The 12,794-nt window shown below is 34.0% G+C and carries 9 protein-coding genes; 8 read left to right on the forward strand and 1 reads right to left on the reverse strand.

The annotated features are described in order from the left end of the window. The first annotated feature begins 60 nt into the window (after window positions 1–60). From BN1075_RS21210 to BN1075_RS13555, 5 genes are all read left to right on the forward strand, one after another. The gene (locus tag BN1075_RS21210) at window positions 61–1,977 is read left to right on the forward strand and encodes an acyl-CoA dehydrogenase family protein (protein ID WP_081911598.1); all 1,917 of its coding nucleotides are present in this window, start codon (window positions 61–63) and stop codon (window positions 1,975–1,977) included. 5 nt (window positions 1,978–1,982) lie between these two features. Next, on the forward strand, window positions 1,983–3,185 hold the full coding sequence (locus tag BN1075_RS13545) for an FprA family A-type flavoprotein (protein WP_040193750.1): 1,203 nt from the start codon (window positions 1,983–1,985) through the stop codon (window positions 3,183–3,185). A 599-nt stretch (window positions 3,186–3,784) separates the two neighbouring features. Continuing rightward, window positions 3,785–4,660, forward strand: a complete 876-nt coding sequence (locus tag BN1075_RS13550) for a trans-sulfuration enzyme family protein (RefSeq protein WP_268871543.1) — start codon at window positions 3,785–3,787, stop codon at window positions 4,658–4,660. Continuing rightward, entirely contained in the window at window positions 4,602–4,976 is a 375-nt protein-coding gene (locus BN1075_RS22365; protein WP_268871544.1) for a PLP-dependent transferase, read from the forward strand. Before BN1075_RS13550 ends, BN1075_RS22365 begins: the two co-directional genes overlap by 59 nt. Before the next feature lie 15 nt (window positions 4,977–4,991). Further along, window positions 4,992–5,669 (forward strand): D-lyxose/D-mannose family sugar isomerase, encoded by a 678-nt coding sequence (locus tag BN1075_RS13555; RefSeq protein ID WP_040193751.1) that lies wholly within the window; start codon window positions 4,992–4,994, stop codon window positions 5,667–5,669. 285 nt (window positions 5,670–5,954) lie between these two features. Here BN1075_RS13555 and BN1075_RS13560 read toward each other — a convergent pair whose 3' ends face one another. Further along, window positions 5,955–7,889, reverse strand: coding sequence for a [FeFe] hydrogenase, group A (locus tag BN1075_RS13560; protein ID WP_040193752.1), 1,935 nt, complete (start codon window positions 7,887–7,889; stop codon window positions 5,955–5,957). 426 nt (window positions 7,890–8,315) lie between these two features. On the opposite strand from BN1075_RS13560, the gene BN1075_RS13565 reads away from it, so the two are divergent. From BN1075_RS13565 to BN1075_RS13575, 3 genes are all read left to right on the forward strand, one after another. After that, the gene (locus BN1075_RS13565) at window positions 8,316–10,787 is read left to right on the forward strand and encodes an ABC transporter permease subunit (RefSeq protein WP_040193753.1); all 2,472 of its coding nucleotides are present in this window, start codon (window positions 8,316–8,318) and stop codon (window positions 10,785–10,787) included. A gap of 85 nt (window positions 10,788–10,872) precedes the next feature. Beyond that, on the forward strand, window positions 10,873–11,853 hold the full coding sequence (locus BN1075_RS13570; RefSeq protein ID WP_235777806.1) for an ABC transporter ATP-binding protein: 981 nt from the start codon (window positions 10,873–10,875) through the stop codon (window positions 11,851–11,853). Further along, on the forward strand, window positions 11,843–12,787 hold the full coding sequence (locus tag BN1075_RS13575; RefSeq protein ID WP_040193754.1) for an ABC transporter permease subunit: 945 nt from the start codon (window positions 11,843–11,845) through the stop codon (window positions 12,785–12,787). Before BN1075_RS13570 ends, BN1075_RS13575 begins: the two co-directional genes overlap by 11 nt. The last annotated feature ends 7 nt before the right edge of the window (window positions 12,788–12,794 follow it).

Genomic DNA, 12,794 nt, shown 5'->3' on the forward strand with positions numbered 1-12,794 from the left:
TGTCACAGATTACAAATAGTAAATTGTATAAAATTAAATTATAAGAGGGAGGGATTCAACATGTTATTTAAAACCACTGATAAACATGAAGAACTTAGAGGTAAAATAAGGGCTTTTGCTGAAGAAGAGGTAAAACCTATAGCATTTATGCTGGATCAGAAAAATGAATTTCCAACTGAGGCAATAAAGAAGTTTGGAGAAATGGGACTACTAGGAATACCATTTCCTAAGAAATATGGAGGAGCAGGTCTTGATACTTTAAGTTATGCTATCGCTGTAGAGGAGCTTTCAAGAGTTGATGGTGGAACAGGGGTTATATTATCAGCCCACGTTTCTTTAGGCGCATATCCTATCTATGCTTTTGGAACAGAGAAACAGAAGGAAAAATATTTAGTTCCACTTGCTAAGGGAGAAAAATTAGGAGCCTTTGGGCTTACAGAACCTAACGCTGGAAGTGATGCTGGTGGTACAGAAACCACGGCAGTACTACAAGGCGATTACTATATATTAAATGGAGGAAAAATCTTTATTACTAATGCACCTAAGGCTGAAACTTATATAGTTTTTGCTGTTACAACTCCAGGCATAGGTACAAGGGGAATTAGTGCATTTATAGTTGAAAAAGGCTGGGAAGGCTTTGAGTTTGGTGACCACTATGACAAGATGGGAATCAGATCTTCTTCAACTGCGGAATTAATTTTCAATGATGTTAAGGTGCCAAAAGAAAACCTTTTAGGTAAAGAAGGGGAAGGCTTTAAGATTGCCATGTCTACCCTTGATGGTGGAAGAATTGGAATTGCATCTCAAGCCTTAGGTATTGCACAGGGAGCTTATGAACATGCCGTTGAGTATGCTAAGGAAAGGGTACAATTTGGTATTCCAATTGCCTTCCATCAGGTTAATTCATTTAAGCTTGCAGATATGGCAACAAAATTAAGAGCTGCAAGATTTTTAGTATATAGCTCAGCAGAGTTAAAGGAAAACCATGAGCCTTATGGAATGGAATCAGCCATGGCTAAACAATATACATCAGATATTTGCTTAGAAGTAGTTAATGACGCCCTTCAAATGTTTGGTGGCTCTGGATATCTAAAGGGAATGGAAGTTGAAAGAGCTTACAGGGATGCTAAGATTTGTACTATATATGAGGGTACTAATGAAATTCAAAGAATTGTTATTGCATCTCATATCATCGGAAGACCGCCTAAAACTAGCAGTCCTGAGCCAAAAGGAAAAGGTCCAATCACAGGAAATAGAAAAAAGAAGATTTTTAATGAAGGTTCAGCAGAAGCTAATGTTAAAGCACTAGTTGAAGCTTTAAAGGCTGATGGCTATGACTTTACTGTTGGAATTCCTTTAGATACACCAATTCCTTTAGCAGATCGTGTGGTAAGTGCTGGTAAGGGAATAGGAGATAAGGAAAATATGAAACTTATTGAAGCTTTGGCACTTCAGGCAGGTGCAGCAGTTGGGTCCTCAAGACCTGTGGCAGAAACCTTAAAATATGTACCACTTAACAGATATGTTGGTATGTCAGGTCAGAAGTTTAATGGAAACCTTTATATTGCTTGTGGAATTTCGGGAGCTGGACAACATTTAAAGGGAATAAAGGATGCAACCACCATTGTCGCTATAAATAAAAATAAAAATGCTGCAATCTTCAAAAATGCTGACTATGGAATCGTTGGAGATTTAATGGAAATATTACCTTTGTTAATTAAGGAATTAGATAATGGACAGCCAAAGAATCCAGCACCACCTATGGAGAAGATGCGTAAACCTACACCTAAAAAGGAACCATCACCATGGACAACTTATGTATGTAATGGCTGTGGCTATGAATACAATCCAGCAGAAGGTGATCCAGAAAATGAAGTGCGTCCTGGAACTGTTTTTGAAGCTCTTCCAGAGGAGTGGATTTGTCCATATTGTGGCGAGGATAAAACAAGCTTTATTGAAGTTGAGAAGGAGGCATAGGGAGTATGCAATGCGTAAGAAAGGTTACTGAAGATTTATATTGGGTAGGAGGTAATGATAGGAGGCTTGAGCTCTTTGAAAATATACATCCTATTTCAAGGGGAGTTTCTTATAACTCATATCTACTTTTAGATGAAAAAACAGTTCTTTTTGATACTGTAGATTGGTCTGTGGGCCGTCAGTTCTTTGAGAATATAGAGTATGTTTTAAATGGAAGAAGTTTAGATTACCTTGTGATTAATCACATGGAACCAGACCATGGTGCAGCTATTGAAGAAATTCTTCTCCGTTATCCAGGGGTTGTGGTAATAAGCACAGAAAAAGCTTATATGATAATGAATCAATTTAATTTCCCGGTAAATGATAATGCCATTATCGCTAAGGAAGGCGACACTATGTGTTTTGGAAAACATACAGTTACCTTTGTTGCAGCTCCTATGGTTCACTGGCCAGAAGCTATGGTTACTTTTGATATAACTAATGGAGTTTTATTTGCAGCTGATGCCTTTGGTTCCTTTGGTTCTTTGGATGGAAAACTGTTTAATGATGAGGTTAACTTTGATAGAGATTGGATCGATGATGCTAGAAGATATTATACAAATATAGTTGGAAAATACGGTCCTCAGGTTCAAAGGCTTTTGAAAAAAGCTTCTACCATTGATATAAAAATTATCTGCCCTCTTCATGGTCCAGTATGGCGAAATGATCTAGGCTACTTCCTTGATAAGTATGACAAATGGAGTCGTTATGAACCAGAGGAAAAAGGTGTAATGATTGCTTATGCTTCAATGTATGGGAATACTGAAAATGCTGCAAATGTTCTAGCTACAAGGTTAGTTGAAAAAGGTATTAAAAATGTGGTAGTTTATGATGTATCTAAAACCCACGTATCACAGCTAATATCTGAAACCTTTAGGTTAAGCCACCTTGTTCTTGCATCAGTAACTTACAACCTAGGAATATTTCCAGTGATGCATAATTTCCTTATGGATATGAAGGCATTAAATTTACAAAAGAGAACTGTGGCAGTAATTGAGAATGGCTCATGGGCTCCACAAGCAGGTTCAAAAATTACTGACTTATTAGATGAAATGAAGGAAATGACAGTGCTTAATGAACATGTCTCAGTACTATCATCTTTAAATGAAACAACTTCAGATGAAATGGATGTTTTAGTAGATAGTATTATTGAATCAATGAGAGATTAAGTTGGAAAATTCTTCTTAATGTATTTGAATAAAGAGTCTTTAGAATAAAATGATATAAGCTAATTAAGCTTTGCAGCATAACTTTTTGATCATCATTTAAAGAAGATTGGAATCAATTGAGATTCCAACCTTCTTTTTTTGAGAAGAATAATATGATTCTATTTATACATCTACTTATAAATTTACAAATTATTATCTTATAAAGGAAGCTCCTTTTTATATTCATTCAAAGGAGTGATCAAAGAGTAAGTTAATGTATCCAAATCATAGATTTGGACATTCACTTAACTTCGTCTTAGTCAAATTAAAGATTTGGAACCTCACTTATGGTAAAAATATCTTTTGTTTAGTATATATTATTTGTTATATATGCAGTTGGTTACATAAGTAGTTAGTTAATTAATGAAATTATTTATGATACTAATCTAATAAGAATCTATAGTTATTACTAATGTGGAATATAAATTAGAATATGCAATGGAATGGGTGTATAATAAAAGGGGTTTAAGTTATATTTTTACAACAAAGTAAAATGATTAAAAGTTTCAATTGGTTAGGCAAAATGAAAAAATATCGATTAAAAGTTGGGAGGATTAATTATGCGAGATAGTAATAGGCCTGCAACAATGCTATTACATTATGGGGAAGATAAGTCTGAGTACCAAGGGGCTGTTGTGCCTCCTATATATCAGAATAGTTTGTTTACCTTTAAGGATTGGGACAGTATTGATAAGGTATTTGATGATCCAGTTAATAATTGTATTTACACAAGAGGAAAAAATCCTACAGTTGCTATTGCAGAAGAAAAGCTAGCAAAGTTGGCTGGAGGAGAAAAAGCAAAGCTCTTTACATCAGGAATGGCTGCAATTTCATCAGCTATAATGCATTGTGTTAAACATAATGGTCATGTAATTACATTAAAGAATATATATGGTCCTGCTAATAATTTTTTAGGTACTTATTTAAAGGAAAAAATGAATTTAGAGGTAACCTATATTTCTGGAACAGATATAAAGGAGTTCGAAAGCAACATAAAAGAAAATACTTGTTTAATATATTTAGAATCCCCATCAAGTGTGGTTTTCAGTCTTCAGGATTTAGAAGTTGTAGCGAAACTTGCTAAGTCTCACAACATAAAAACTATTATAGATAATACGTGGGCAACACCTATTTATCAAAAGCCATTATCCTTTGGGATAGATTTAGAGGTTCACTCCTGTTCAAAATATATAGGTGGACATAGTGATATAGTTGCTGGTGTAGTAATTGGAAGTGAGAAGGATTTAAGAGGGATTTTTGAAAGTGAACATGCTTTATATGGTGGTAAAATAGCACCCTTTGAGGCATGGTTAATTATGAGAAGTTTAAGAACACTTCCAATTAGATTAAAGCAGCATGAAGAAAATGGGATGAAGGTTGCAAAATATCTGGAGCAGCATCCAAAGGTTAAAAAAAGTTTATTATCCAGGGCTTGAGAGCTTTGAGCAATATGAGCTGGGAAGAAAGCAGATGACAGGATACACAGGTATGATGGCTATCGAAGTAGACTGCCAGGAAGTAGAGAAAATTAAAGCCTTCATGAATTCTCTAGAATACTTCTATATTGGAGTTAGCTGGGGCGGTTTTGAAAGTCTTGTTTATGTGCCAGCTATTAGTTATTTAAAGGAGATGACTCCAGAGAAATTTTCTGCCATGGGGATAAGTTTAGGCAGTGTTAGGTTATCTATAGGACTAGAGGATGCAGATGATTTAATTGCAGACCTTGATAAAGCATTAAAGTGTTTAAATTAAAGGGTGAAGAGTTAAGTGAAGAGATCAGAAATAAATGAGGCTATCAAAGATATGGAAGCTTTAGCTTTAAAGAATGGCTTTCAACTTCCACCCTTTTGTAATTGGACACCAGAGGAATGGTTATATAAAAATCATGAGTTCGATGAAATAAGAGATAATATGCTTGGGTGGGATATTACTGATTATGGTTTAGGTGACTTTAAAAGGGTTGGCTTTGCATTAATAACAATTCGCAATGGAAATCAAAATAACCCTAAATATAAAAAAACTTATGCAGAAAAACTTATAATGCTAAAAGAAGGACAAACATCTCCCATGCATTTTCACTGGAAAAAGAGCGAAGACATTATAAATCGAGGTGGAGGAACTCTAATAATACATCTTTACAATGATAAAGGTGATGGGTCCTTTGATGGTACAGAGGTCTTAGTAAATTCAGATGGCAGGTCCTATTTTGTTGCACCTGGCACAGGGGTTGAACTAAAACCTGGTGAAAGTATTACTTTGTGGCCACATCAATATCATGATTTCGAAGTGAAAAAGAGTACAGGTGATGTGCTTATTGGAGAAGTCTCCATGTGTAATGATGATAATACTGATAATCGCTTTTATGAGCCAATAGGAAGATTCCCAGAAATTCAGGAGGATGAAGCTCCATATAGACTTTTATGTAATGAGTATCCATTAGCATAAGCTAGGGGACATTAATGAAGTAAAATGGAAGCTGCTTCTCAGTTATTTAAATTACTTAATTTAAATTATAAATTATGAGATTTGCTTCACAATTAAGGTATTGTTTATTTTAAAGTAATAAGAAAATAAATTGCATAAATAAATAAATAAATAAATAAATAAATAAATAAATAAATAAATAAATAGCTTTAAAGCACCTTTTTATAATTTGAACTCAATGCTGTCTATATGAAAGATTGAGACACAAATTATTGAGAGGTGCTTTAAATTGTATTGAAAAGTATATTATTTTTTTACCTTTACAAAGTATTTAGTGTGAAGGAGTTCATGAGCCTTATTACTTAAAGGATGATCTAAATACTTATCATATATTGCTATAACAGCTGGATTTTCATAAGATCGTCTAATGGATTTTTCTCTATCGATAGTATTTAATCCTTCCATTCTTTTCTTTAAGACTTCTTCACGTTTTCTTACCTTTGGCTGTCCACCACCACCGATACATCCACCAGTGCAAGCCATGATTTCTATGGCATGGAAGAATTCTTCACCAGAGCGTATTTTATCAAGCATTTTTTTTGCTTCTCTAAGCCCATAGGTTACACCTATCTTAAGATGCAAATCACCAGCATCAATTTCACAGGATCTGAAGCCATCCCAGCCACGGACAGCTTCAAACTTCATTAAATCTATTCTTTGACCTGTCATCTTTTCAACGGCAGTTCTTGTTGCTGCTTCAATTACTCCACCGGTTCTTCCAAAGATAACACCAGCTCCAGTATATTCTCCCATTACTTGATCAATAGGTTCTCCTTCGATAGTGCTTAAATCTATGCCAGAGTCTTTAAATATTTTTATAAGTTCTCTGGTGGTAATTACATAATCAACATCATAATTTAATCCTCTTGAAAATTCAGGTCTAGAGGCTTCGTATTTTTTAGCTATACATGGCATGATAGCCACAGAAGTAATTTCTTCTCTAGATAAATTGTGGTCTTTACCCCATAAATCTTTAGCTACTGTGGCAAACATTTGCATTGGAGATTTTGCAGAGGATGGAACATCAAGCATATCTGCATAGTTTTGTTCAATAAATTTCACCCATGCAGGACAGCAAGAAGTAAGAATTGGAAGTCTTACGCTGGTATCACCAGCGATATGTCTTTCAAGTCTGTCTTGAAGTTCTGCGGCTTCTTCCATGATTGTTAAATCTGCTGCCCAAGTGGTATCAAAGACGTAATCAACACCAAGCTGTCTTAAGCCAGCAGCAATTTGGTTTTCAACATTTACACCAGGATCAAAACCAAAAGCTTCCCCGATTGCAACTCTAACAGAAGGGGCCATTTGAGTAATGACTACTTTATTTGGAGTTGCTAAATCCCTTAAGAATCTAAAGGTATTATCACCAGAGGTGATGGCATCTACTGGACATACTGATATACAGGCACCGCAGTGGGTACAACGGTTGTAATCTATATAATGCTGCTGCTTAGGTTCTCCATGAATACAATCTACAGGACAAGCTCTTTTGCAGGCACCGCAGCCAATACACTTTTCTGTAATAGTTAATTTGGTTAAGTGGCTGCACTGGGAAGTAGGACATAAATTGTCCTCAACATGTTCTTCAAGTTCATGATAGAAATTATTGAGTATTTCTTCAATAATATTATAGCGTTGATGCATTTTTTCCTTAACAGTACTTGAAAGTTCTCTTAGAAAGAAAATATCACGCATATTAGAGCGTCCTTTGCTCATTCGATCAAAAACATTTCGCATTTTTGTAATTTCAGGTTGAACCTTAATATAGTTTTCATAAGTACCAGCTTTAAGCTTTCCAAATAGAAAATCAATATAGAAGATAGCATACTGAATTATACAATCTTCTTCAGATAAAATTATTATGGAGCGGCTTAAAGAGATTTCAAATAAGTCAAAATCTAGAGGTTCATTAAGACTATCACCTGTAAGAAAGCAGCCAAAAGGAATTCCTAATTGTGCAGCTTTAAATTTCTTATTATTTAAAATTCCACCTGCTAGATTTATTATATCAAGAAGGGTTGCCCCCTCAGGAACTTCAATTATCCCTGGATTATTAATTTTTCCTGAAATAGCTACAAGTCGTTTGGAGTTATTTGTGATTTCTTTAAGGTTCTCTTCACTAAGTACTGAAAACACAGAACCAAGAGAACTTTGTATCAAGGTTGTTTTTAGATTTTCCATTTTTACCTCCTTAAGTAAGTATCTAAATTTATGATCTGGATACATGAATTTTAATCTTTGAGCACTTTTCGAATGAATAGGAGAAAGAGTTTCCTTTTTATTAATCAAAGATTTAGTTAATATGTATTTGCTCCTTCAAATTTATTTTTAGAAGGAGCATCCTTATTTTGAAATTATGATTCGATTTTTATTAATATATTATGTAGAGTGTCTATATCATTGACGAGAATAGCAGTTTCAATATTAATCTAACCTGACTATTCAAAATGTATACTGAAAAGAAAAGAAAATTAAAGAAATGCGTTTACATATAAAGGTAATAATGTGAAAATATATTTATAGTGATATTTCAAGTTAATATCTTTTATAAATAGAAATCATGTTTTGTACTATATATAAGTTGATTTCAGTTAAAGGGGCGGTAATATGAAAAATAAATTAAAGAAGATTAATTATCCATTACTTTTAGGTGTTATAATTTTAATTTATCTATTTATGATGAGTTTATATCCACAGAAATTTACTAAAAGGGACCCTGTATATGAAGAGAATCCCAGGTACATGGAAGTAGAAATAGATGGAGTCAAAACAGATAAGTTCATGACACCCCCATTATCTCCTAATGAGGTTAATATTTTTGGAACAGATGATGCAGGTAGAGATGTATATGCACGTTTAGTATACGGAACAAAGAATACAATGAAGCTTGCGCTGCTTATAGTTTTATTAAGAATGGCTATAGCTCTTCCTTTAGGTGTTTCAGCTGGAATGGGAAGTAAGGTATTATCAAATTTTATTAAAGGATTTAATACATTTTTCACTGCTATACCAATGCTTATCTTTAGTTATGTCATTTTAAATATTGGATATTTTAAGAGTATGCAGATAGATGAATCAATAATTGCATTTGCTATAATACTAACCATAGTTGGATGGGCAAAATTGGCAGGTATCATTGAGGATTCTACGAAATTAGTAATGGAAGAGGACTTTATTGAAGGCGAAGTTGCTATTGGAAAAACTAAAGCTCAAATTGCCTTTCAAAATGTAATTCCACATATAATTCCAGGAACTATAAGTTTAATCTTTAAAGAAATGGGACTAGCTTTATTTTTAGTAGCTCAGCTTGCAGTATTTAATGTGTTTGTTGGAGTTACCAGACAAATTTCTACGTTAGCTTTTAGGTCGAATTACTTTATGAATCTTGAACCAGAATGGGGGGGAAGTCTTTCAAGAATATCACAAAATGTTAAGGGATTTGAAAGTTCTTATTGGATGGTAGTATTCCCAGTAATAGCATTTACCGTAGCAATAATTGGATTTAATTTAACAGGAGAGGGCCTTCGTATAGAGTTTCAAAAAAAGGATTCTAGAATTATTAGTTCAATCAAAAAAATTACTTATGCTTTATCGCCAAAGGTTTTTATATCACAAGTTAAGAACTTTAAAAACTATTATAAGCCAGTAATAATTAAAATTTCTGCTGCTTTATTATTGGTTGCATATATGGTAATACCATGGCATCCTAGCAAATATGATTTTAATATTGATGAAGCAAGAGGACATTTGGAAGAACTTACTTCCTCAAAATACGAAGGCAGAGCTGCGGGAACAGAGGGGGGAAAGCTGGCTGGAGACTATATAATAGAACAACTTAAAGCTTATGGGTATGAAGTTGAAATTGATGAAATTCCTTTACAAGGAGACCCAAATGTAAATCCGGTGACAGGAAGTATTAGTATAAGCGATAATAATTTATTGGTGCCAATGGTTATTGAAAAAGGATGGATTAGACTAGTAGATAAGAATGGTGAAGAAAAAACATACAATCTTCATGAGGATTTTACAATTGTGACGGTAAGTGAAAGTTTATATCAAACACCAGAAGCAGCAGAGCTTAATTATAAGGGAATTGCTGCAGATAGTGAAAGAGCTAGAGAAGTCGATGAGAACACAGATTTCTTTTATATATCTAGGCATTTAGAAGGTTATTGGTGGGGAGCAGGCAGTACTTCAAATGTTGCAGATGTTGTCGGTGAAAAAGGAAGAAATTATGATATTAAATTTATGTTGAGTGAAGGAGAAAAAGCTAAATATAACCCAAGCCTATTTAAATATACAACTATTATTCCTTATGGTGAGTTATATGAGGAGCTTCATGGTGGATATAAGGAACTGGAAATTAATTTTGATTATCCAAAACCTGTAGAACATCCGGGAAGAAATATAACTGCTTTTTTACCTACAGAAGGCAAAAGTGCTGAAGATCCAGGTACCATGGTTATTATTGGAGCTGCTTATGACGGGGTTAATACTTATGGTAGAGATTCAGACAAATATGTAATGACAGCAACTCCAGCAGCAATAGCTCTTCAATTGGCGAAGGAGATAAGTGAGGTAAAAGAGCCTTTTAATAAATCAATACAGTTTATATTCTGGGATAATGAATATGAAAGTTTGAAGAGTGGAAAACAGGATGGATCATATTACTTTAGTGTACAAGAAGGCAAAGCTGTAGACATGGCCTTTAGGCATGGTTACTACTATTTTGATATAAGTTATCCTGGATATAAGGAAGATAAAGATTTAAATCTTAAAACCATTCCTGCTCAGCTTGTTGACAGTAATAATTATCTTATGGGATTGGAAATTCAGGAGCGATTAAGGCAATTGAACGTTAAGTTTAAGAGACACTTTTATGATTATAATAATTCAAAATCTGTAAGTAATATGTGTTGGAATTCATTAACAACAGTTGCCTTAGGAAATTCTTCAACCTGGGGGATAAATACTGATCAAGATAATATGAAAAATGTTAATATTAATAGAATGGATGAAGTGGGACAAATTATTTTAGATACTTTAACAATGAATAAGTATATGATGAAATTAAAATAAAAGAATAGTGTCAGAGTACTATAGACACCATGACAATTAGTTTATATATAATGGATTCAAATAAAGAATGATGAAGGAGGCACCTATGATAGAAGTTAAGAATCTAAGAAAACAGTTTGTAATTAAGGATAAAGTATTTGGCATAGAAAAGGGTGTTGTAAATGCTGTAAATGGCATAGATTTTGAAATTAGCAAGGGAGAAACTCTTGGTCTTGTGGGGGAGTCAGGTAGTGGAAAATCTACCATAGGAAGGCTCATATTGAGACTTTTAGAACCTACAGACGGAAAGGTATTTCTGGATGGGAGAGATATTAGTACTATTGGAAATAGAGAGTTCAGAAAATTAAGAAAAGAGCTTCAGGTAATTTTTCAAAATCCATATGCAGCCTTAGATACAAAGATGATTGTGCAGGATATTTTAACTCAGCCACTTCAGATTCACAAAATAGTTAATCCTTTAGACTATAAAAAGGAAGTTGAAAGGCTTTTGGAAATGGTAGGACTTCCAAAGGAGGATGGAAAGAAACTTCCTCATGAATTCAGTGGTGGTCAAAGACAAAGAATAGCCATTGCTAAGGCTTTAGCCACAAGACCAAAGTTTATAGTTTGTGATGAAGCAGTTTCTGCACTGGATGTTTCAGTTCAATCACAAATATTAAACCTGCTAATGGATTTACAGGAAGAGTTTGGCTTATCCTATTTATTTATTTCTCATGATTTAAGTGTAATACGCCACGTAAGTCATAAGGTGGCAGTTATGTATCTTGGAAAGATAGTTGAAAAAGGGATGGTGGATGAGATTTTTGAGAATCCCAAACATCCATATACGAAGGCACTTATGTCAGCTTCACCAATTCCAGAGCCAGGAAAACAGTTAAATAGAATAAAGCTTGAAGGTGAAATACCAAGTGCTATGGAAATACCAAAGGGGTGTGCTTTTCATGATAGATGTATCCAGAAGTTAGAAAAATGCTGTACTATTGAGCCACCAATGATAAAGCTAGAATCAGGAAGGGTTGTGGCCTGTCATTTATATATGAAGGGAGATGAGCAGGGTGAGAAGTGAAGTTGTAAAAGCTATAAGTAAGAAGATTTTTGTAAATATACTCATACTTATTGCAATATTGTTTATGATTATAGCAATAACTGGAATACCTCTGGATTTTAATATTATTACTTATAACGGAATATCAACTCCGAATATGACCATGAGCCAAATTGGAGATAGTATAAAAACAAATTTTAGAATCTTCCTTAGCGGACAGGCATTGAGTATAAAAGTTCAAGGGGATACAGTAGGGCAGCTTCTCTTGAAGACTGCAGGTAAAAGTGCTGTTATTTTAGTCGGAGGAGCAATTTTAGCACTTATTATCGGCATTCCAAAGGGAATAATTGATAGTCGTAAAAGAGATAGAAGTGGAACTTTAAAGCTTATGCAGTCTTTAATTCCTCTTTCAATTCCAGATATTTTAACAGTGGTTTTAGTGCAGTTAGGTGCTTTATATTTATATAAAAATCAAATTTCCTTTTTGGGCTTAGGAGTAATTCCATCCGTAGGGGACGCTAATTTGTTAAATGCAATTTATCCAATAATATCAATGGCGGTTTTGCCTGCAGCATATATTTCAAGGGTTACAGCAGCAACCATAGAAGAGAATTTTGAGAAGCCATTTGTTTTAGCGGCAAGGGGGAAAGGCTGTTCCAGGTTTCAAATTATAAAAAATCACATGATGAAGAGCATTGGATATGAAATATTATCTAGCTTCCCAACAATAATAGGAATAATGTTTTCAACCTTAATTGTAGTAGAAAGATTGTTTTTTTATCGCGGAATGGGATTTTACTTAATTTTCTTATACACAACAGATATAATTAAGCCCTTTGAAGCTGGGATTGCCTTTACCACATTTATTGTGGCGCTTGCAATATTCTACTATATAATCTTTATGATATTTAATATGGTTAAAGATATTATTTTACCAAAGGTTAAAGCACATTAAGGAGGGA

It is taken from the genome of Clostridium culturomicium, assembly GCF_000821305.1.
Taxonomy (GTDB): domain Bacteria; phylum Bacillota; class Clostridia; order Clostridiales; family Clostridiaceae; genus Clostridium_J; species Clostridium_J culturomicium.

Bases quoted from the DNA above. Each gene is read 5' to 3' on its own strand.
- BN1075_RS21210 (WP_081911598.1), top strand. From the start codon at position 61: ATGTTATTTAAAACCACTGATAAACATGAAGAACTTAGAGGTAAAATA.
- BN1075_RS13545 (WP_040193750.1), top strand. From the start codon at position 1,983: ATGCAATGCGTAAGAAAGGTTACTGAAGATTTATATTGGGTAGGAGGT.
- BN1075_RS13550 (WP_268871543.1), top strand. From the start codon at position 3,785: ATGCGAGATAGTAATAGGCCTGCAACAATGCTATTACATTATGGGGAA.
- BN1075_RS13560 (WP_040193752.1), bottom strand. From the start codon at position 7,889: ATGGAAAATCTAAAAACAACCTTGATACAAAGTTCTCTTGGTTCTGTG.
- BN1075_RS13565 (WP_040193753.1), top strand. From the start codon at position 8,316: ATGAAAAATAAATTAAAGAAGATTAATTATCCATTACTTTTAGGTGTT.
- BN1075_RS13570 (WP_235777806.1), top strand. From the start codon at position 10,873: ATGATAGAAGTTAAGAATCTAAGAAAACAGTTTGTAATTAAGGATAAA.